This window comes from Nocardia sp. CA-120079 (assembly GCF_050955745.1).
In the GTDB taxonomy this organism is placed as follows: Bacteria; Actinomycetota; Actinomycetes; order Mycobacteriales; family Mycobacteriaceae; genus Nocardia.
The window spans coordinates 7,590,996-7,615,767 of the sequence record NZ_CP192088.1; the positions used below are offsets into that span (position 1 = coordinate 7,590,996).

At 67.8% G+C, this 24,772-nt stretch carries 1 protein-coding gene (running past one end of the window); it reads right to left on the reverse strand.

Translation table 11 applies throughout. The features are described 5' to 3' along the window. A protein-coding gene (locus ACQPYR_RS34725) for a LacI family DNA-binding transcriptional regulator (protein ID WP_433635445.1) crosses the window boundary here: on the reverse strand, positions 1 to 24,772 show its start. 93,428 nt of this gene lie to the left of the window's left edge; the window shows 24,772 of its 118,200 coding nt (coding positions 1-24,772); the start codon lies at positions 24,770 to 24,772; the stop codon falls past the left edge of the window.

Sequence of the window (24,772 nt, forward strand, 5' to 3'; positions counted from 1 at the left end):
CTCGCGGCTCCCCGTGCGCGGCCTCGTAGGCAGCGTTCATCGCAGCCACTTGGTGCCCAAAGGTCGCGGAGTCCTCATGGTCGCGCTCTGCCACGATGCGATCCCAGGACATCGATGGCCGGGTGATCGCGGCGAAGTCGTAGTCGATGGTCAAGACCATCGCCTCCGAGTCGGGGTCGGTGCCGTCCCGATGCGAGCGGAGGAACTCTCCTGCCTCCCGCGCGGCCGGCGCTATCGCCTCGGTATCGGAAACGGTGCCCGCTCGGTAATGGATCAGCGCCCGAGCATCGCGCACGTCACCGACGGCGACCTGGATCCGCCAGCGGCCGGCTTCACCGCCATCGGTGAGCATCTCGCACGAGAGCAACCGCACGGAGGTATCCGTGCCGCGCACGACCTCCTCGGTGGACTCGACCACCGCCGACAACGCCTGGTCGATCGCCGACCACTTCGGCAACAGATCCTGCTCGGCCGGGTGCAATGCATCCTTGGGCACCCGCAGCAGCCCCATCAGCCGCTCTCCGACCATGCCCTGAACATGCTCGTGCAGCGCGCTTTCGGGCACGACTCCGGTCATCTCATACAACTGCGGATATTCGCGCAGCAGATCCGAGGTCAGATCGGCTTCCTCAGCTGCCTGCCACAGATTCATCGCACCGCGGCCGGCCGCGCGGGCCGTCTCGACATCGGCCGGAGCGAATGTGTCAGCGTCCAGCAGCGATCGCACCGCGCTACCGTCGACACCGTTAACCGCGGCGCGCACCAATGTCACAAGTTCCGGTGTGGCAGCCGTCAATTCGATCCAGGCGACCCGCCCGGAATCGGTCCGTGTCACACCGGAACGGTAGTACTGCTCGATCTTCCTCCCCGGCCCCGCGAACGTGCGCGACAGCGAGTCACTGCCATCGTCGATTATGGCGATCCGCACGGTGTCATCGGAAACGTTCACCTCAACGCGAACTTCTTCTCGACCGTCGAATTGCAGTTGATCAAGGGCACTTTCGAGGGCGACGCGAGCCACGCGGGCGTAGTGTCCCGGCCAGCCGAGCACATGCGTTTTCAGCCGTCGCCGCACCGTAGAACGCATCTCTTCGAGATCGTCCAGACCGACTGTCACCTCGAATCCCCGGCCCCGATCGAACGGCGACCGTCGGGCACCGGTGCGGTCGATATCCTCGGTCGGCGCCGGACTATCGACCGCCCAGCCCAGCTGCGACTCGGCCAGCCAGGCACCGATCCGTTCGTGCAGGCGCCGCATCGCGGGCGCGAGCGCCTCGGCGTGAGCGCCCATTTCGACCAACCGGTAGGTGGCGGCCATCGGACTACCGCCGAATTCCACGATGATCCGAGCCTGATGCCCATCTTGATCGATGCTCAGCCCGATGGCCGTTCCTGCGGGCAGGACTTCGACCTGGGTGACACCGACCCGGAACTGCTTGCCGTCGACGGTGTCCGTGCCTGCGAATACCAGGTCCGCATTCTCGGCCTGCCACTCCCATAGACCGCCCACCGACAGGTCGTCGTCGGGCACCTCACCGGTGCGCCATATCGCGCCCTGGGCGGGCACGGTTGCGCCTCCAGGGTCCGCACTCCCCCCTTGGGTAACAACAGGATCCGGTACGGCCGGCTGTTGCGGCGCCTGCCCCGCTTTGTCCGGCGCCGGCTTGCGCAGCGGTCGACCGTCTTCGTCGAAATCCCTACCGACCCGGTAGTTCTCGTCATCGGTACGTACCTGCGGCGCCCGGTCACCATCGGCCACCCGGCACGCTCTGCCCTGGTTGTCCAGGAACAGGGCCAGAACCGGCTGCCCCCGTTCGTCCGGGGACACGACGAGATCCGGCTGACGCACCAGCAGGCCGAGGTCCCGGCGCTCGACGTGCACCTCACCGTGCTCGTCCACCGACCTAGTCAGCCAGAAGGTGTGGCCGAGCCCGCCGTGCCGGTCATCACCGGCCAGGTTCGGAACGAAGACCACGACACCGACTCGATCGCCGCTCCCGGCCTGCTGCCCTTCGCGCTGAATGGCCCACTCGCGCAACATCCTTTCCACCGTGGCGAGATCGGCCACATGCTGTGCCCGCAGTGCCTCGTCATCGTCGGAACGGGTCTGCCCCTCCACCGGCAACTGCGGCAGCGCTGCCTCGACTTGGCTGATGAGCGATCCGGCCAGGGGACGCTGCTGCTCACCCAGCGCCGACAACAGGTCTTCGATCGAAAGCCCGTAGTAGGCGGCGATATCACGGAGTGTGTGCTGCGCGCACTGAGCCAGTTCATGTGCGGAGATCGAACCCGGCGGGGTGATCAACTCACCGGTATCGGGGTGCTGGTAGGCCACGACACCACCTCCGGCGCCCTCGGCGACAGCCGCGAATGCCGCCGCCACACTCTGGACCCCGATCAAGGCCCCGTCCAGCTGTGATTCGAGGTGGCCCAATTCCTGGGACAGCGCGAAGTATTCGTCGGCCAGCTCGATCATCGAGGCCAGCTGGTCGATGCGCCGTGCTTCGGAACCGATATCGGGTTGCGGGGCGGCGGACTGGTTTTCCGGGCTTTGCGCCGTGAACAGTTCCACGATTGCCGCGTCGCGCAGTCGACGTAGCGTGGTGGCGCGTTCCCTCGGATTCGCCACGTCCGCCGCAGGCACTCCGAATTGTTTTGCTCGCCCGAGCAATTGCGCGTCGGCCGCATCGAGCCTTTCACGAACGTCGCGCCGCCGGCCGGCCACACTGTCGAGCTGCCGCGCCTGCGCATCCAGTCGTGCGGTGAGCAGCGTCCAGTGCCGGAGCTGCTCACCTGCCGCGAGCAAATCCGTCAGCGCCGCCCGGCGTTGCTCCGACTCCGCACGCCGGTGCCGGAGATCGAGGAAACGCGTTCGATCCGGCTGTTGGGCGAATGCGCGCAGCTCTTCGAGTTCACCGAGTTCTCCGCAATGCTGCGGAGGTTGATCGGCATCCGGGAACATCCGGCGGTAGCGATCACGGGCGACGGCGTACCGGTTGTCGGCCGCCCGCCGATGGGCACCGGCATATCGCAGGGCCTGGCCCAACACCGTGACCCCGCGAAACCAACTGTCCGACCGGACGAACTCGGTGTGGTAGGTCAGCAATACATCGAGGGCGAGATAGATCCGGGCAAGTGGTCCATTCCCCTCGAGCCCTTCCAGCTCGAGCACCCACTGCACCCTGGCAAGGGTCAAGTCGGCCGGGTTCACTCCCAGGGATTCGGCAAGCTCACCACGCACCTGCGAGTGCCACAGTCTCAACCGCGCGACGTCGGCAGCCTTCGGCTCCGCCGGGATTCCCCGGTACCGCCCGTCTCCGACCTTCGCCAACTCCTGAGCCGAATCCACAACGGAGTGCGACAACTTCGCACGTGCGTCGGGCCAATCCTCTCCAAACCTGGTCAGCTCGGCACCGAACCGACCATCGGAAAACGATCCCGGCGTCAGCAGCGTCGCCCAGCCCAGGTCGAATGCCTCGGTCGCCGCACGCAGCCTGTCGATACGCTCGGCGTTGGCAGCGAGCGCGTCGATGAGCGTCCGCAACTCGGCATGTCTGCGGGCGCTGGCCGCCGTCTCGGTGTCCGGAGCGGGATCGCGCCCGGTGGACGGCTTCAATTCATCTTCGGCGTCCAACAGTTCACGCGACAGCCGCAGCAGGGTCTGTCGCCCGGGTACCGTGCTCTGGTCTTCGTAAGTCAGCCCGTAGTCTTCCGGGTCCATATGCTTGGTGGCTTCGAAGACGATGTCCCTCGGCACACTTCTGGCTTCTTCGACCTGCCGCGCCAGCTCCTCGAGCCGAATCGCGTCGGCAACCAGCGATCGATACGCTTGCGCGCCATGAGGTGCACCCTGCGAGTGCTGAGCGTAGGAATCGTGCAGCGCCGCATCCAGCGATTCGATATGCCGAACCCAGGCACCCAGTCGCGTCGCGTCTTCGACGATTACCGCTTCGTTGTGCCACAGCGCGAAATTGCCCGCGAGATCCACTATCACGGCAGGTTGGCCGTCCCGCTCCTGGAGCCACTCCCGAATATTGGCCAGCACCCGCATGACCTGCAGGGCGTCGGACAGATCCGCGGGCAGAGTGAACTCGGCACGACGTGACTCGACCTCGGGAATGCGCGCGATCATCTCGTTCAGGCGCGTACGCGCCGCATCTCGCTGCGCCAGTACCCAGTCACGCACAGCAGAAGTAGGGGCGGCCAGTTCCGACCGGTCGAATGCGTACCCGGCAATGTCGGTGGGAAGTTGTTCCAGCAGCTGCTTGGATACCGTGCTCAGCACGGACCGTTGCAGACCTCCGAACTGCCACCGCAGTCGCGCCAGCACCGGCCCGACACCCACCGCGCCGGGGTCGGCCGGAAGTTCCGGTGGGGTCGAGTCGTCCAGGCCTTCGTTGTCGGGACCTTCGTTGTCGGGACCTTCAGACTCGAAACGCCGGCTCAGGTTGCGTCGCGGATGGTCGACGCCTGGGTTGTCGGGCGGTATTTCACCCTGCTCCAGCTTGTGCAGCGGTTGCTTGTCTTTGCCGAAAGCGATGCCGTACAAGGGACCTTCGGGCTTATCCCACTCGTCGAACCGCACATCGTCGACCCGGTTGACGGTGACGTCGCCATCGAGTTCGGCGACCAGTTCGTGCACTCGGACTTCGCCGTCACTGCCCTGGTACACGACGAACATGTGTGCACCGATGTCACCGAAGTCGACCGCGCCGAAGACCGTGCCGCCCTGTGCCGCGATCACGTACATCTCATCGAGCGAGGAGAACCCGCCCGGATACCATTTGGCATTCGCCGCCAGCGCCGCATCTTTCGGGCTCGTGCCCTGCAGTTGCATCAAGCGGTCCTGCATCGACGGCGGTCGTACCGGCAGGCCGAGTACATTCACGCCGAACGACATGCTTTCTGCGACGCATACCTGCGGAACTCCATTGAGCAGGTGCCGCGCCTGGGGCTTGGTGGGGCGCAGCGGCGTCGTGGTGCCGTCGGCATCCGACCCATCGAGCAGCTTGGCATGGTGACCGGGTTTACGCCGGTGCCGACCACGGCCGGCGCCGGTCGGCGGGCGTGGCGTGCGGCCGGCATCGTCGGCCGGGCGCGCGTGTGCAGGGGACCGGCGCACACCATCGGTCGGGCCGGTGACCACAGCGCCAGTGCTTTCCGGCGAGTCGGCGAGGATGTGGTCGATGTCGGCAGCGGCCCGGTCCAGCGCTTCGGTCAGCGCGGTCTCGTATCCGGTTATCTGCTCGGACAATTCCTGGCGGCCAGCGATCGCAGCCTCGTGATCGTCGGCCTGCGCCTGCGCGGCGAGTTCCTCGGCTCGACGCAGCATCCGAGCGGTCTGCTCGAGAAGTTCGGTGTGGCTGTCGAGGGTGGCGACCCGCCGCGCGGCGGCCACGCACGCCTCGGCGGCGTCGGCGAGGTCGAGCAGGATGCGCGACAACCGCAGCTGCTCCGAATCCCGTGTGGACATGGCGAGCAATTCCCCGTGCGCCCGCAGCTCACTGCGCCAGATCGCACTCGTCCAGTCCTGCTCGATGCCGACGATTCGGGCGAGTTCGCTCGACCGATCGGCGTGCGCGGTGCGCAACAAATCGGCGAATTTCACTCGCGCGCGGTCATTGTCGATTTCAGCCCGGCGAATGGCCGCGGATAATGCTTCGAGGCGGGTGATCCGCTCGCCGGCGGCCTGGTACTGCTCGCTACTGATCGCGGCGAGATCCGTGTTCACGTTCGCCGCCGGCGCGTCCTGCCGATACCGCACCCGGACCGCGGCGTTCGCACGGCTGATGCGAACCAGTTCCGGGCCGAGTGCTCCACGCCGCGTGACCGGTGTCCGGTCGTGATCGCGCACTGCCTCCGCCAGGCCGCTGTCAAGTAGTTCGTCGAGTGTCCGTGCAGTGGTGGCGTGCTCGTCGAGGTCCAGATTCCGTTCGAGCTCGTCGCGTACCTCGAGGAATTCGCTTGCCCGCCTGGCATGTTCGATCGAATGATCATCGGGCGCGGCGGGGTGCTCCGCGAGTTCCACCAACTGCGCACGACGCATATGGGTCGGCGGGATATCGCCGTCCAGCACAGCGTTCAACATCATGGCGGTGCGGTTGTAAGTATCGCGGAGATCGGTCTCCAGCCTGGTCTGTTCCGCTCGGCTCCGGCGCGTGTGCGACAGCACCGGATCCGCATCGAGCCGTTCCAGGTCTCCGGCGAGTTCCTCGAGCCGGGCAAGCTGCGCAGTCAACCGGCGGTACTCGTCGGTGGCGCCGCCGTTGCGAACCCGGGCGGCGGCGGCGCGCAACCGCTGCCGCAATTGCGTGATCTGCCCGGCTCGCGTCTGAATCCGGTCGATCCGCCGCAGGATGCGCGTGGTGTCGTAGCGCCAGCGGAATTCCTGCTCGGCTGCGGCGAGCGCCGGCGATTTATCGGTCCGGTCTCTCAGGTCCGCCAGTTCCTGGGCGGCCAATACGTCATCGGCCAGCACCGAGGCCGATATCCCCAGCAACTCGGCCAATTGCTCGCGGGCCGCGGCGAACCGGGTGTTCCACGCCGTGCGCGACGGGGAAGCCGGCGTCAGCACGTTCCTCGGGTTCAACCAGCTGTCCCGCACGATCATGTCCAGCCGGTGGGCCATCATCTGCGTGTGCACCATGCGCGCCAAATCCGGCACCACGGTGCGGGGTTCATTCAACAGGCGGGTGAGCCCCGACCCGAGGTTGCCACCACCAGGACCGAAGTTGCCACCACCAGGTCCCGAGCCGCCCCCACCAGGACCGAAGTTGCCACCACCGGCTCCGAACGCGACGTCCGGGGCACGAGGCATCTGGGCCCTGCCCATATTCGCGATCGGGAACGCCATACCCGCGACACCGTGGCTCTTGTTGTCCGGGCCGAGCGGCACCGCCGCGGTCCCATCGGCATTGAAGACGATGCCGTGCAGCCCGGCCACACCGACCTGCTGGGCACGCCAGACCTCGAAATCGACCGGCGCCCGATTTCCGTCGCGCACCATGACCCGGCCATGTTCACGGTAAATCTCCACCGCGTGCGCACCGACGACACCCCGCTGCTGGAAGCCCTCGAACGCCACCGCCCCGATCATCACCCCGCCCTCGGGCACCGCGGCAGCCATCGCATCGAAATCCGCGAACTCGTCCGGATGCCAGTCCGCGCCCACCAGCATCGCGCCGTGGTCGCCGGATACCCCGAACTCGGGTGCGGACATCAACTCCAGCATCCGGAGCCGGTTGCGCAGATCGGCCACCACCGAATCGGTGTCGGGATCCACGCCCGGCACGCGCAATCGTGCCGCCAGCGCACGCCGCAAGGCACCCCGAGCCGCCTGCGGGAAACAGTCGTTGGCAACACCTTCCACGCGATGCGAAGGCAGCCATGTCAGGACAGCCTGGTCCGGGTGCTCGGTCCGGATCCGGTCGCGGTGACCGGCCATGGCGTCATCAGCGCGGATGTCCTCCACGAAGGCAGTGGCGGCGGCCGCATCGTCGTGGTAGCCGACCAACCGCACCGTCGACTCCGGAGATCCGGCGCCGGGCCGGGCGTCCAGTAGCCCGGCGACGGATTGCGCCAAGGTCGTGGCCGGCCCGATGCACACCACCGCCGCGGCGGGCTGTTCGGATGAGGCGACCGCGCTCACCGCCGCGGCGGTTGCCCGACGCAGCGCCTCCTCCGGGGAGCCGGAATTCGCGTCCACCGCATGGACACTCATATGTGCCGCAGTGTCCGGATCACCGATCACCAGTACCGTGCCGGTGGTGCCGAGCATCTGCACCGCCGGATGCCCCGGCACCTGCGCGGCCCACCTTTCGGCGGCGGCCAGCAGATCGGCCCTGGCATTCAGCAACGCCGATCGTTCGTGCTGTTCGAGGGTGAGATTGTGCGCCGCGGGCAATGGATTCCGGTTGCGGCGCAACAGCACCCGCATCGCCTCGTCGCGCGCCGCGCGCGGGAATCCCTCGGTGGCGACGACCTCTTCGGGCGTCGCCAGGATCATCGCCGCTCGAGTGCCCGGATCGGTCCACTCCCATGCGATTTCCTGATCGGCCGCCGTTCGCGCCCAGGACCGGATATTGCGCCAGCGATCCGCCGCTCGATTGTGCTGCTGCTGACTGTATTCCACATCCTCGGGCAGCGCCGGACGCGGCTGGACACGAACGGAGTCCACCCCCTGTCCGTGCTCCGAGATGCGACGTTCCAAGGCATCGATCCGGCCGCGGGTGCGGTGATACCGCTCGGTCGAGGCGATCACCCACTGCAACCGTCGAGCCGGATCCGTATCGGGGTCGAGTTCCGCCAGGGATTGCCGAACTCTGCCCAGGGCGTCGTGGTAGTTGTCACCCCTCAGCTCCGATTCGGAGACCGACAGTTCATCGACGACAGCAGCGGGCAACTGTCCGAGCATGTCGACCACCGCCTGCCCGGCACTGCGCAGTTCGACTGTCAGTGCGCGATATCCGACGCGCAGGCCGGGTGGGATCTCCAGCGACCCATCACGGGAGTAGATATCGGTGAGAGTCCACTTCGCCCATCGGACGCCGGCCTCGGCGGCGGCGAGATCACGGTGCGCCGCGGTGATCTCGGGATGTTCCCGGGACAGGTACAGGAAATTCGCCGCTTCGACGTCCTGTGCCCGATGCACTGCGGCGGACCATTCCGCCATCGCGGCAACATAATTCGTCTCGTCATCGGTCCAGCGGGATTCGGGCCGGTCGCTGATCTCGTGGAACCACTCCCCGAATTCCTGGAGCCGTTCACCCAACTGGTGCAAGTGCTTGGTCGCAATTTCCAGCAGGATCGGCACATTCGCGGCCGCGGCCGTGAGGGTTTCGTGGGCGAACCGGATTTCGTCGGCGACCCGGTCCGGTACAGCCAGATGGTCCAGACTCACCCTCGGTTGCCACTCGACCAGGTGGCGCAGCCGTGACCAGGCGCGGTCGTAGTCGTCGACCAGACGCTGATAGTGCCCACGCACATCGGCGGGAACCCCGTCGCGCGGTGCCGGCAGCCTGCGGGGCAGCGGTTCGGACTCCGCGCACGACACCGCGAACACCGAGACATTGTCGTGGCCGCCGATGAGCAGCGCACGATGGAGTATCCAGTCGACCATCGACCGCAAGTCACCGTTACGGCCGTTGTCCTGCAGCCGTCCCAGCTCGAACGGATTCTCGGGATCCAGCAACCTGATCCCGTCGGTATCGACGTAGATGACATCGGTCGCCGACACCGGACCGGACCGGATGTAGGTTCCCACCGCGTGCTCTCGCATATTCTCCGGCGGCGGTCCATTGCGACGGCCGAGCGCGAAGGTGATGTTGTGGCGGTCCTCCTTGCGACGCGCCTCCTCATCGGACATGCCGTGCAGCCGATACCAATTCAGCCTCGAGTGGTCGGTCGTGAGCAGCTCCGCGGTGCCGTCCGCATGCGCCTGCTGAACTTGGCTGTCACCCACCCAGCCGCTGACCTGGTGGCCCGGTCGCCCGTTCCGGCCCGGCAGCACCATGACCGCCGCGATCGTGCTGGCCGGCGGATTGTCATCATCGGGATAGTCGCGATCCGACATCGCGACCACCGCTGCCTGGGCGGCATCGATCGCCGCTCGCATCGCATCGCGCATCCGCCGCTGGACCTCGTCATCCGACAGTCGCGCGGGGAGCCCGCGCGCGAATTCCTCCAGGTGCCCACGGGCCGCCGCCGCGGCTACCTCGGCGGCGCGGTGCGCGTCCGTCGACGAGGACAGGCCGTCACACACGATCGCGATCCGCACCGGCCCATAGGGGGTCTGCACCACCGCGGCGGCGATGCTGTCCTCGTTGCGCGATTTCCTCGCACCGAGCTCGCTGACCCCTACGATCGAACCGAGATCGAGCTCGACACGATCGATCGCGGTACCGTCATCTCCCACTGAAAAACGTTGCGCAGGAATATCATCCAGCTCGATTCCGCCCGTCCAGAGGCCACGTAGTTCCGCGAGAGGCCGCAGTGCGAGGTCTGCGGCCAGCGGCCGGATGGTCTCCGTGACCGAGTCCTTGGCAGCCGCGTTGCGCTGCCAGACGTCAGCCTCCTCATCGTGCAGCTCCAGAGACCACTTCGGCCCCTTCCGTGCTTTTTCGATCCGTCGAAACGCGTCGAACCAGACGTGCCATTCCTCCACGGCGGCCCCGTACCGCACGAGCGCATGACGCTGTCGCGGCGACAGCGGCTCATTCTGCAGCGCACCCAGCTGGTCGGCGAAGGCGGCGACTCGCTCTTCCTGCTGCTCGAAGCGTTGCACCGCTCGCCGCATCGCCGGGATGGCCGCCAGCTCCGCCGGGCCCCGGGGGTTGGGGTCGACGGGATGTCCCCGCTCCGCGGCACGCTCACGTGCCAGCGCATCATCTTTACGTGCCTGCGAAAGGTCCGCGGCGGCGGCCTCCATTGCACGTCGCGCCCGGTGGTAGTCGCGCAGAGCCTGCAGTCCCTCGTGCAACTGCTCCCTCGGAACGGGCGCATCCGTGGGTTCGTGCGGGGCGCCCAGTATCGCGATGCCGGTGGTGTTGTCCTTTGTGCCGTCGTCGAGTTCGGTGTCCGCCAGCGTGTGGAGTGCGGCGGTCAGATCACCGTTGTGCGCGGCGAGGGCCCGTGCGAACGCCGGTGCCTGGCGGTTCTCACCGCCGAACCCGTCGGAGCGGACGAACACGACTTCGTGCGCGGCAACCTCGCCGTCGGTGAGGTAACGGTAGTGGCGCTGTTCACCTTTCACCGGCGGGCCACCACGAGCGCCGTAGCCGGCCGCGTTCTGCAGGCCGAGCCCGAGCACGTTCATCAGTGCGCCGCGGCTCTTCGCCGCCTCACCGGCAACCTGCGAAACCTCTTCGACCAGTTGGGCATTCGACTTCTCGAGATCGATCACTGCGGCCGCGTCCACCGCGTCGTAGAGCATGTCCATGCCGACCCGCGTATGGTCGAAGGTCGCCGTGCGCGACCTGCTCGGGTCGGTCGGGTCGAGCACGTCGACGCGGCTGTCACCGACCCAGCCCGCTGTGTACTTACCCGGCTTCCCGTCCTGACCGGGGTCCACCAGTACCACTGCGATGGTGGCCTGCGGCGGCCGTACGAGCGCCTGCGGGTCGGCGCCATTGTCGAGATCCGCGAGGGCCTGATCGCGGATACCGGCGTATTCATCGTCGGTCAGTTTCATGACGGCGGCTTGGGCGGCAGCGATGGCATCGGCGACCATTTGCCGGCGCTGCTCATCACTGATCGGCTTATAGGGGGTGTGGTCTCGCAACGCCTCGCGCAGGCTCTTGCGGGCCGCAGTGACCGCCACGGATGCCGCGCGCTCGCCATCCACCGATACCGACACCCCGTCGGACACGATCGCGAATCGGATCGGCCTGCCGCCGAGCATGATGACCTCGGCCGCCATCGCATCCTGATTGCCGTGGTATTCCGGGCCCCGTTCACTCACCCCGACAATGGATCCCAGATCCAGGGTTTCCCTGGCGAGTTGCGCCCAAGTCGCCTGCAGCGGATCGATCGCGGCGCTCACCCGGCGAATGAGGGCGCGTCCCTGCGCCGGGTCGACCCGGCCGAGCGCCGCGTCGCGCACATCCTGCACCGCGTCGGACCAGGCCGGCAGCGCGGTGGCATAGCGCCCGGCCGCGGCGAGCCACTCCGGCGAATGCTGTCGCTGTTCGCCTGTCTTGCGCCCGCCGTCCCTGGTCTCCCCGGGATGCTGCCTCCCCATCTCGTGGAGCAGTACCTTCGTCTGGGCGGCCATGCCGTCCAGCTCGTGGTAGTGGTTGGTGTGCACGGCCAGCTCATGCCATCCGGGCAGCGGGCTGCGCGGCGGCGGGGCGGGCAACTCGGCGTCCGGCGAATCGGGCGCCAACGCCCGCAGCCGCTCGAGTTCACCGGCATAGTCCTGCGATTGCAGCGCCACCCGCGAAGCATTGTCCACTCTGACGACACCATCCGCGTTCATCACGTCGATTGCGGCGGCCATATGCCGGCGGGCATCGTCCCGGCGCGCTGTGATGTCGTCCAGCGCCTCCTGCAACAGAATCCGCGTACGTTCCAGCCCAGGTGGTGAATTGTCGAAAGGAACCCCAAGAGGGGCAACGGCTTCCGGCCGTGCGCCGATATTCGCGATCGGGTACGCGACGCCGGCCATCCCCGGCGTCCTGCCGTCCTCGTCCAATGCGACGGCAGGTGACCCGTCGGCATTGATGACAATGCCGTGCCATCCGATCACACCGGACAGTCCCGCCCGCCACGACTCGAAGGTGACCGCAGGCCCTGTCCCGTCCCGCACCATGACCCGGCCGTTTTCCCGGAAGAGCATCACCGCGTGCGCACCGACCGTCCCCCGCTGCTGGAAGCCGTCGAACGCCACCGCCCCGATCATCACCCCGCCCTCGGGCACCGCGGCAGCCATCGCATCGAAATCCGCGAACCCGTCCGGATGCCAACCGGCGCCGAGCAATTGGGCGAGCAAGGGACCGCTCAGACCGTTCTCCGGCACTCCGAACAGCCGCAGCATCGACAGCCGATGGTGCAGTTCGTCGATCACGTCGGGATCGGCATCGGGATTGTCTTCCAGGCCGGCCAGTATCCGCGCCAGCCCGGCCTCACCGGCTACCCGGCCACAGTCGTTGGCCACACCTTCCACCCGATGCGACGGTTCCCAGCGCACCACGCCCGGCTCCGGCGCGTCGACATCGATCCGGTCCCGATGTTCGGCCAGTGCCGCGTCGTCCCATGCGTGCAACACCAGATCCGGATCGGCCTGCGGCATGCCCTCGAACTGCGGGCCACGCGCGGCGGCCACGTCCTCATGCCCCACCAGCACCATATCCGGCAGCGAAAGTCCGTTGTCGGCAAGTTCTTCCGCTATTGCGGCGACCTCGGCGGCCAGGGCGGCGCCGTCCGCACCGATCCACACCACCGCGGCGGCCGGCCGTCGCGACGCCGCGACGCCGTCGACCGCGGCGGCCGTCGCCTGCATCACGGTCCCCACCGCGTCCCGGCTGTTCTGGTCCACCGCGTGGAAGCGGATCTCCTGCGCGGCGTGCAGATCGCCGATCACCAACAGCGTTCCGGCGCGGCCGGTCATCTGCACCGTCGGATGTCCCGGAACCTGCGCCGCCCACCGCTGCGCCGCATTCACCAGATCGGCCTGGAAGTTCGCCCGCGCCAATCGATTCGCATCCGGATCGGGCTGCTGCCGCAACGTTTCCTGCTCGCGATGCAAGCTCAGCCGCGCGGCTTCATCGCGCACTTCGCGTGGGAGCCCCTCGGTGCGAGCCAGCGCTTCGGGCAGGTGCTGGATCAGCGCCCGCCTGGTCGGGTGATCGGTCATATCCCACATGACCTGGAAATCGGCGGGTTCGCGCGCGAACATCAGGATGGCCCGCCACCGGCGCACGGCCTGCGCGCGCTGTTCATCGGTGAGCGCGGCCTCCGCGGCCAAGACCTCCGCGGCCACCAGTGGTCGCGGCTGGGCATTCACCGAGCCCACCCCGTCACCGTGTGTTCGGATGAACCGCTCCAGTGCCGCTATCCGGTCGCCGGCCCGGTGGAATCGCCGCGTGGCGTGAACCAGCCAGTCGACGGTGATGTGCAGCGCTTCCCGGTCGCCGAATTCCTCGGCTGCAATCTGCTGCAACGCGTCGAGGGTGCCGTGGTGGTCCTCGCCCATCAGGTCCTCGACGCCCACCAGCTGCTGGACGGCGACCGGCAACGAACCCCGCAGCTCGGCCAGGATCTCCTGTGCGTCCCGCTGTTCGGCGACCAGTGCCCGGTACCCGCGCCGCAACGCGGCCGGGATCTCCAAACGCCCGTCGCGCGAACGAGTGTCATCGAGTTGCCGCACGGTCCGGTGGACTTCGTCCAACGCATCGGTATAACGCCGCGTGGCGGCCATCACATCCCGATCACCCACGGCCAAGGCAAGCCCCGGGTTGGGCAATTCGCGCAACACCGCCACCTGGCCGGAATCCCCGTCCGCCCATGCTTCGTCGACAGCGGTCTGCGTCGCCTCCCACAACTCGCGCAGCGTCACCGACCAAACCGACAATGCGGCAAGGTATTCCGCATCATCGGCGGTCCACTGCGCCGGTGCCCGGCCTTCGACCCGATCGAGCCACCGCCCGAACTCACCCAGCCGCTCGCGGAACGCGTGGAAATGCCGCGCCGCGGACTCCAACCGGTCCACGGCCGGATCGTCACCCAGGCGATGTACTTCACCGAGGAACCCATCCCGCGACGCCACGAGTTCCGGATTCGCCCCCGCTTGCTCTGCCAACCGCCACAACTCGGCGCGAGCGCGCTGGTACTCGTCGGCCAGGACCCGGTAGTGGCGCCTGAACCCGACCGGAATGCCCATGGGCGGTGGGGGCAGCAGTCGCGGCGTCGACTCCGTGGGCGCGCCGGATATCAATGTGAACGTGGTGTGGTCTGCCCCGCCGTTGAGCAGTGCCCGGTTCAGCATCCGGGTCCGCATCCGCAGCAGATCGGTATCGCGGCCGGCATCGAGGAAGACGGCCATCTCGTCGGCCTCGGGGTTGGTATTCCACAGACCGTCGGTGCAGATCACCATGACGTCGTCGGCAGACAATGTGCCCTGGAAGATGTACTCCGAGAACACCGCATCGTCGGCCGCGGGCGGACCGGCGTCCACGCCGAGCGAATGCATGATCCCATGGGCTTCCGGGTCCCGGAGCAGCTCGCGCTGCGACGTGCGATCCTCGGGCGGCAGCTCCTCCTCTGTCTTCTGGAGGTACCCGGCCATGGTGTGGTCCGTGGTCACTGCCTCCGACCTGCCGTCGGCGCGCAGCCTGAGCACCCGGGTGTCACCGACCCCACCCGCCGTGTACTGCCCCGGCCGGCCGTCGCGTTCAGCTGTGACCATCACCGCCGCGATCGTGGTCCGCGGCGGTTTGTCGGCGTCGGCGTACTCCGTTTCGCTCAACCGAACCACCGCGGCCTGCGCGGCGTCGATGGCCGCCCGCATCGCCAGATCGGCGTCCTCGGCGGTGAACATGCCCTGGTGCTGGGCGGCGAATCCTGCCAGATGCGCGCGGGCGGCCTCGGCGGCGACCCGTGCGGCGCGGTGACCGTCGATCGTCGATCCAACGCCGTCACACACCACCGAGATCCGGACCGGCCCGTTCGGGGTGTTGACCACCACCGATTCCATCCAGTCCTGGTTGTGTGGCTTGTTCGCGTTCGCGCCCTTGTCGGTGACTCCGACGATCGTGTCGAGATCGACGGCGAAATGGTCGACCGATTCGTTGGAATCGGCTGCGCCCGTGGCGATTCCGGACAGGATCTCAACGGTCGGATCGACCGGGCCCCACCCGCCGTCCAGTTCGGCGACCGGGCGCAATTCGGCAACGGTGGCCAGGCGCTGCGCGGCGGCGTGCAGCCGGCGAGTGGCCGTCTCGTGGCGCTGCGTCAACGCCTCGTAGCCCTCGGTGTGCGGATCCGCATCCGCCATCTCGTCATCGACGGCGCGCCACTGCGCCACCGCGGCAGCGAAATCGTGCAGCCACTGTCGCTGCTGCGCCGGAATCCCTTGCGGCAGATCGGCTCCGAGCAGATCGAAGAAGGCGTCGACGCGTTGTTGGGCGGCTTGCAGCCGCGCCACCGCCGCCTCGGCGGCCCCGCGCACCCGCTGCTCCTCCGGACCGGGGCCGTCGTCCTCGGGGCGCTCCGCCATCCCGTCTTCGTAGCTGGACTCGTCCAGCTCACGCGCTGCGCGCACCTCGCCTGCTGCGGCTGTCATCTCCTGGCGCGCAACGTGATAGGCGACCAGGTCGGACAGCCCGGCCTGCACCTGTGACGTATCGATGTGCTCCGGTAGCGATGACGCGGAAGGTGCCGGCTCGCCGCTCCCGGTCTCACCCCGCAGTGGCCGATTGTCCACGGCCGCATCGGATTCGGTGGTCAGGGCCTCCGGCGGCGGCTTCGGAACATCTCCATCTCCCACCACTGCCCGCGGGTCGTCGGCGCCGATCTCCCCGGCCAATGCCGCCGCCAGATTCGCCGCGGCATCGATCTCCGCCAGCAGGGTCGTGAGCTGTGCGGGGTCCGCGCCCGCATTATCCCGCTCCCGCGCGAGTTCATCCCGTTTCCGGTCCAGCACGACGAAGCAGGCGAGCTCGCGCACCTCGGCCGCCAAGCCCTCGGCCCGCATGACGACCTCGGGATGGGCCGCTGTAAATGCGTCTCGCTCATCGACATTCAACTGCTGCCACAGCTGGACCATCACATCGGCCTCGGCCGATGCCAGATCCTCGATCAGCACATCCAGCCGCGCCAAGGCCGCATCCAGCAGCGCGGCGTTGTCCTGCCCGCGGCTGGCTGTCTCCCTGGCGCGCTCGCGGGTCGCGGCGATCCGCCTCCGATCGTGCGCGGAAAGCCCGCTGGCGACCAGCTCCGCCGCCATGTGCTGCACTGCCTCGATCCGGCCCCGCAGCGTCGCGAGCCGTTCGGTGTGCGGGCCGGGCGCACCCGCCCGCGATGCCTGAGATGCCGTGTCGCGCTGCTGCAGCTCGGCCAGCACTTCCCGCGCCAGCGCCAACCACGTCGCACACTCGGCTGCGTGTACTTGCGGGTCGAGCCCCTCGGCCCGCACCAACAGAATCAGGTGCTGCTCAACGAACAGCTGTTGCTCGAACGTCGTCAGCCTCGGCCACAGTTCCGCGATCTGCTGCCCACCGTTGCGCGCGTCCGCGGCAAGCTCCTCGAGCGTCACCCCCTCCCGCTGCAGCCTCGTGGCCAGAATGCGCTGCCGCCCAACATCTCCCAGCAGGTCATACGCTGCCGCGCGCGCATCGTCCGGGAGGGCTTGGTCCATCGCCACGATCTCCGGATGCAGCTGCATCAGCGCCGCCTGCTCGCGGCCGGTCAGCTCCGACCACAGTTCGGCGAGCATGCCGCCACCGGAGCGGGCGTTCTCGACCAGGTCTTCCAGTTCCACCGACCACCACGCCAACGCCCGGTTCACGGTGAACGTCGCCGCGATGTTCTCCACCGTCGCGATCCGGGTGCGCAGCAGCAGGGTTCGCCCGTCGAGCAGGCCGGCCGCACCTCCCTGCATGGCCTGAGCCATCGCGTCGCGCTGTTCCTGGGCGGCCAACTCTTCCCGCGCCCGCACCAACCACTTCTCGCACTCGGCGGCGCGCATTTCGGGGTCCAGCCCCTCGGCCTGTATCACCAGGAGCGGGTGGGCCTCCAAGAATGCCCGCTGCTCGAGCTTCGTCAGCTTCGGCCATAGTCGTGCGAGCTGCCGCCCGCCGTTGTGCACATCCTCGGTCAGCTCCTCGAGCGACACGCCCGCCCGCCAGAGCGCTTGGGCCAGAATCAGCTGCCGCTCGGCATCTCCCAGCGGAGCGGGACCGTCATGCGCGGTATCGGGCGCCTCCTGCGCCACGACTTTCCGGTACCACACCTTGCCGTCGAAATCGACAATGCACTGCGTAGTTTCGATCTCGTAGAGCGCCTTCATCCAAGGCGGCAACCCACCCTCGCCGAACGACCTCTCCGTCGGCTTCTTACCGGACGACCTCTGGATCGCCTCGTCGACCATCCGATCCGGTTGCGCCCCGACAACCAGCACCGTTTTCTCGTCGACGAGCAACTGCATCCCGTCGCCGAGCGGCATCGCCTTCGCCTGGTCGGTAAGGGAGTCGAGCAACTCCTCCGAGGCCGCCTGCGTCATCCGCTCCAGCAGCTCATCGGCCTGCCGCTGGGCCGCCCGCACACCTTGGGCTTCCCGGCCGAATTCGGTCAGTTCCGTGGCCAATGCGTCGGCCTGCAGCTCCGCCGCCAAGATCTCGCCCGATTCCACCTCGCCTCGGGTAGTCGCTTCGGCACGGGCGAGCCTGATCCGCAGCACGGCATTGGTGAGCGCAGCCTGCAACCCGGCGATCCCCGCGCCGATCGTGCCCGGCACCGCCAGATCCCCTTCGAGCCCGCCGAGGAACTGCTCGATCCGGGCGCGCAGTTCGGCCTCGGCAGCCTGCACCATCTGCCCATAAGCCCCCGCCAGCTGTTGCAGATCCATCTCGGCCACCCCGGCCGGAGCGACACTTGCCTGCACCACACGTCTGCGCAGCGCCATCAGCTCGAGCGCGTAGCGGCGGCGCACGTGCTGCAGCAGTTTCTTGTCCTGCTGGATACGCCGCTCCAGCCGACCCGACTTGAACGGGGTCGCCGTCGGCTGCGCCGCGGTCCAGCCGGCCGACAGGCCCGGGAACCAGGGCTGGGGTTGGGTCTCGGAAGTCGCCTGGGCCGCTTCACCTTTGACATTCGCGGCGGTGGTGGTCGTTCCCGACGTCCCGCCTGCGACGCCGGCCGTGAGGACGACCGTGTTCTGATCGGCATGGGGATTCGACACGTCCAAAGGCAGAACAAGCTGCTCGGCATTCGGATCGGTCTCCGCCCGTGCACCATCGGATGCGGGCGCCACGGCGGCGGTCGAAGAATCGCCCGAAGTCCCTTCCTCGACCGAGGACACCAACGGCTGCCCGCCGTCACCGGCATCGGCCGGCGGCTGCGACTGCTCCTCGACCAGGGTGAAAGCACCGGTCAGGTCTCCCGGTGCCTGCTGGGAGTCGGACCGTTCCCCTGGCTGGGTCTGTGTCGCGTCAGCGTTCGCCCCGGCGGCGGGGGCACCCTGGTCCCCACCTGGAGCGCGAGTCCCCCGCTCGCCACCCGAAGACACTGTGGCCGAACCGGTCCCCGCTGCTCCGGTGCCATTCGTCCCGGGTAGTACCGTGCCCCGCGATGGCGCACCCGCCGACTGAGCGGCCGGTGCTCCCGCCGCCTGCTGCGCAGCCGGCGTGGCAGCCGCGGCCTGCGCTGCTGGTGCTGCGACCTGCACGGCCGGCGCCTGCGCAGCGGCCGCAACGAACTGCTCGACGTCGGCGACGAACTGCTGGGCCGCCACCCCCATGCCCGACGTATTGCTGAGAGCCACGCCGAGCTGGTGCGCTTCGGCTGCCCGCTGGATCTCGGTCAGCTCATTCTTGATCTGCTGCTCGGCAGCCATCCGCTCCAGCGGATCGTCGGTGGTTCTCCACCGCTCGACCACCACCGCCATCGGATGATCAGGGGGAAGCATGTCCAAGAACGCGCTATCGCGTGTCGAGAAGAAAATGGCCTCACCGGGCTGCCCACTTCGCCCGGCCCGATACATTGCCTGAATATCGACGGCCGCGAGATGCGAGTGCTCGGAAACGATCACATGCAGACCACCCCGGGCCAGTGCCTCCCTGCTGGGCTTGATGTCCACCCCGCGGGCGTCTTCCATCGTGAAGACGCTGACCGCTTTCAATTCACCGGCCTCGGCGTAAATCCGCGCCCGCTCCGCATCAGCGGACGTCCCCGAATTCGGATCCTCCCACTTCGCGACATTGTTCGGACCGGTCGTCTCCACTTTGATGCCCTGGCGCTCGAGCATCCGCGCGATTTTGCGTACCAGCCGGGGATCGTGGACGAACACCGCGATCGGCTGCTCGGTCCGGCCATGCACCGACAGCACCTGCTCGACGATCGCCTCGTCCCGCTCCTGCCGGGTGGTCGAGAATATCGTTTCAGGGCGGTTGTCATTGGCCTCGTTCAACCTGCTCGGAGCGAACCGGCTGATCGCAGTGGTCTCCCCCAGGCCGAGCTTCTTCAACTGACCCGACACCGCTTTGGCGGTACCCGAAGCACCGGTACGCAGGTCGTAATGCTCCTTGGTGAACGTCTCGTCGATGGTCTGCGTCTGCGAATATTTCGTATTATTGTGAATCTCCATATTCCAGCGCGCCTCGAGCGCTTGGGCGATATTTTCCCACCGGGTTATATTGGAGATCCCCTTGCCCATCATCAACTTATGCGTCACCTGATCGATGATCAGGATCTGACCTCGACGGATCCCCCTCCGAACAACACCGTCTTCCCCCACCTCCAATTTCTGCGGTTCACCGTGAAGGATGTAATGCTTTCCGCGGACGAACTCCCAGCGAGCAAGCGCGGCCGTATCCAACAGCTCCCGCTCTTCGGGGATCAACTCCCGCTTGAGCCGATCCCGCTCTTGGGGGGTCAATTCCTGCCCGCGGTCTTGCTCCTCCTGCTTGATCCGCTCCTGCCACAGGAAATCCTCGACCTTCGCTTTACCTTCCTCGGTTAAACGCGCCGAACCTTCCTCTTGGTGCAGCTTCCGCCCGAAATCTTCATGAGTCAGAATCTTTTCCCGCATGACACGGGTGAGGAATTTGTCCGCCCATCGGATCTGCGCCTCGATATGCGGCGGGGCAAGGTCGTTGACCCCATCGGAACTACTCCATTTGGAGCTGCCGTATATCAACGCCTCGTCGATCTCGTCGCCTATGAAATTGCGACTGGGCACCGGATGACCATGCATCCGGGACACCACCACATCTTCGACATCACCGACATAGATGGTGGGTTCCCCCTCCACCGGCTCTGGCATCTTCATATTCGAGTCGATCCGAATGATCTTGTACCCACGGTGACCGAAAGCCGCCACCAATTCCTGGATTTCGCGGTCGACCAGGTTGGCCTTGGTGATGTACTGGACCGAGCCCTTCTCCGCGGCCAGCCTGCTCAGAAAGGCGTGGTACATCATCGACTTACCCTCGCCCGCATCCTGATTGACCGGGCCGTACTTCATCGCCTCACCGGCCGCGTACTGCGTCCAGCGCAGCGCCTTGCCGTCCCCACCCTCCAACACCGCGGTGGTGCGGCGCAGAATCTCCGTGGCCGCCATCCGGGATTCCAGCGCGTTGCCGTGCCGCTGCATATGGGTCAGCACCTCGTCCGAGACGGTCTGGATACCGCCGCCCACCGCGACGGCGTTGGCTACCAGCATCCGGTAATGCCGTTCCAGCGCACGGCCCGCGGCCTCGGCCGCCTCCTGCCGCCCGATAGCCGAGGCTCCCACTTCCCGGATCCGCTCGGTCACGATGAGTCCGTGCGCGGTCTCCCGCTCGATCACCACCTGCCGCTCGAACTCCGGGCGGATCTCCGCGATCTCGGCCACCAGCTCCTGGCGGCGCGCCCGAAGCTGCTCCTCCAGCAAATCCCACCGTTCGGCCCTCTGGGTACGCAACTCACGAATCCGCTCCCCCAGCTCACGTCGCGCAGCCGGATCGGTCTGCTCCCGCGCCTCCTGCCGCAGTTGCTGCTCCGACTCCCACAGCTGCCGCACTCGCCTGCGCGCCTGCTCACGGAACCTGTCCTCGTCGCGACGCGCCTGCTCCCGCAGCTCGACCATCCGTCGCCGAGACTCCAGCTCCGCCAACCGCTCTCGCTCGACCGCCTCGATCGCGCCTATCCGCTCCTGCGCGATCTGCGTCGCCACCTTGCGGCGCTCGGTCCCCACCTCCTTCTCCATGGCCTCGCGTTCGGTGGCGACCGCGGCATCCGCTTCCGCACGCACCTCGGCGATCTGCTCGCGCAACCTCGCCCGCGCCTCGGCCACCCGCACCTGCGCCTCGCGCACCTCCGCCCGCGCCTGTGCCTCATGCACCTGCGCCTGCGCCATCTCGTCCCGCGCGTGGTCCGGCGCCACCCCGTCCCGCGCCCCGCCCGACACGTCTCGGGTCAGCTGCGCGTCCCGCGCCGCCCTGGCCCGAGCCACCACGTCCTCCGCCGCACGCACCGGCGCCCCGGCCGCAGCCTCGTCCGCCCTGGCCTGAGCCAACACGTCCTCCGCCGCACGCACCCGCGCCCGCGCCCAGGCCGCACCGTCGTCCGCCCTGGCCTGAGCCAGGGCGTCTTCCGCCGCACGCACCCGCGCTCCGGCCGCACCCTCGAGCTCCCTGGCCCGAGCCAACGCGTCTTCTGCTACTCGCACCCGGGCCCCGGCCGGACTCCCCTCAGCCCTGGCCCGAGCCAATGCGTCCTCGACCGCACGCACCCGCGACTCGGCCGCAGCCTCGTCCGCCCTGGCCTGAGCCAACACGTCCTCCGCCGCACGCACCCGCGCCCGCGCCCAGGCCGCACCGTCGTCCGCCCTGGCCTGAGCCAACGCGTTCTCCGCCGCACGCGCTCGTTCCCCCGCCGCGCCTTCTTCCGCCCTGGCCTGCCAGAGCTCCCGCTGAGCCCGTGCCACGTCTGTCGGATGCGACGCGTCCCGCAGGCGCTGCTGTGCCTGCGCCAAACGCCGGCGCGCGGCAGCTTCCTCCGCGCGCGCCTCGCGAAGGTCGTGCTGCGCGTCGCTTTGCAGTTGGCGGACCTTCGCCTGCTCCGCGGCCCGGATCTCCGCGATATGCTGCTCGGTCCTGCGCTGGCGCATCCGCTGCGTCTGCTCCGAAAGGGTGCGCATATCGGCGACCTGGTCGCCGACCCGGGCCGACACCTCCTGCCGGTACACGGATTCGACCTGGCGACGGTCCGCGTTGTGCGCCTCGTTCACCTCATAGGAGTTGTGGAGCTGGACCTGTGTCCGAAGCTCGCCCGGAGCATCGGACACAACCAGCTCGACCCTGACGAAATGGTCACTCCCATTCTGGGTAGCCACCAGGATCATCCCGTTGGTGCCCACCGCCTCGGGCGTGACGCCGAAGGTGGAACAAACCTCCTCGGTAGCCATCCGCTCCGCGGTGTTCTGCCGGTGATCGGACTCGGCTACCTTCGCCTCGTACGCGTCGAACTCGGCAACCATCTCGTCGAGCATCTTGTTCGCCCGTGCCGCCTGCGCGTCGGTCCCGACCCGCTCCAACCGAGCTCGCTCCGCCGCCTCCCACTCCCGGAACCGTTCCGCCACAGAACGTTCCGGCGCACCCGCCGGTTCGGGTGCCAGCACATCGAGCCGATCCCGGATGGCCACCTCGGCTCGCATCCGTTCCGACAGTGCTCGGGTGAACGCGCGCAGTCGCCGCCGCAACCGGTTCGACGGCTCGTGCGTATTCGGCTCGTTCGCCGAATTCTCTTGCTGCGCGGTGGATTCCTCCTTCGCGGCGGGAGATTCATCCTTCGCCGCGGCGGAGTGCTCCTTCATCGGCTTTTCGGCATCCAGCCCGGAATCCGGATACCGCTGCCCCGCAGCGGCTTCCTCCTTCGCGGCGGGCTCGTGAACATTCAACCCGGATTCCGTGACCTGCGCCCGCGCAGCGGCTTCCTCCTTCGCGGGCTTGCCGGCATCCAGCCCGGAATTCGGATATCGCTGTGCCTCAGCGGATTCCTCCCGCGCGGGCTTGTGCGGCGCAGTCCCATCCTTCACACCGGCCGCCGGGCCGGCGGATTCGGTCCGCCCCGCCGTCGACGCTCCCCCTCGTGCTCCGCTTTCCGGCGCGGCGCCGGCCCGTGCCTGGGATTGGGCCGGCGCGCCATCACTCGACGCACGGGGGACACCGGCCTCCGGGCTTGCCGTCCTTCCCGCCTGCACCGGTGACGCGGCGTCGATACCACCCCACGCCTTGACACCCCCGCTCGCGGGTCCGGTCGCAACACGCGGGGTCGACGACGACGCCCCGCCCTCGACCGCCACCTGGAATTCCTTGCCCAGGACATTCACGGTGGTGGTCTGCGGCGCGACGGCCGGCGCCGCCGCGGCCTGGCCCTGGGCCTCGACCGTCGCCGTATGCGCGACGCCGGCAGTACCGTCGCCCGGATGCTGCACCGCATGGTCATGTGCTTGGTATTGAAGGGTTTTCAGTGTCTGGATGTCGTTGCTCGCGGCCGCGGTGTCGAACTTTTCCCGGAAGTCGGAGGTCGGCAGCCCATCGGAGACTTTGAGGTCGGCCTCGATCGACTTCACCAGGTCGGCATGCTCCACCTTGCCTGCCATGTTCAGCGGCGTGACACCAGCATTGGCGTGCCGAGTGGCGGACATACCGCCTCGGGCACCGCTCGCCGCACCCAGCGCGCCCATGTAGCCCAAGGAGAACATGTCCCACTGGCTGTGCAGCGCCCCGATAGCCACTGCGGTCGTCAGGCCTGTCGCGAACCCGGTCACCATGGGCGCCATGCGCCCCAGGCCGATTCGCATGGCCGCCGGGCCGAAGATCCCGGCAGCTGTGTGTCCGGCCACGCCGCCCACACCCCAGGCCAGTGCCGCATCACCGATCTTGGCCAGATCGAGGTCCTGGCCGGTGGCCAGTTGGACACCGGCGGTGAGCCCCGCACCGACGCCCGCCAGCTTCAACCCGGAGCCGAGCCCCTTGAAGACGAGCTCCACGAACTTCTCGAGACTTTCCAGCCCCATCCGGCTCAGCCCGCGCAGCAGCAGCTGTTCGCCGAACCATCGCCCGGCGGCGGCACCGAGCCTTTCCATCATCTGCGCGCGTGCCCGGGCGAAGGTGATCCGCCCGATCATGACGACGACCGATGCTTCCATCTCCGCAAAACCGGCCAACAATCCACCGGACGCGGCCACTTCGGCAGACAGCCTGGCGAATTCCGCAGCACCCCACGCGGCGAAGATGGATTCGGTGACGCGGTCGCCGTCGATGCTCGCGTTGGCTTCGGAGGCGAATTCGGGCACCGCCTCCATCGCCTTGATGAGGTGGTGGATCGAATACTTGCCGTCGGTCAGCTTTTTGAGCGATTTGGCGGCCGCTTCGCCACCGTGCCCCTCATACCACTTCTCCGTCTGATGGATGATCCGATTGAACTCGGGAAGAAGTGCGGTCAGCGAATCGGCGGCCTCGGCATAGTTGTTGCCGAGTTCGGTGACCCCATCGAGATCCCAGGTCCACGGATCCTTACTGGGCGCGACGCCACCGAAAATATCTATGAACAGCGCTAGGCCATCCGGAATCAC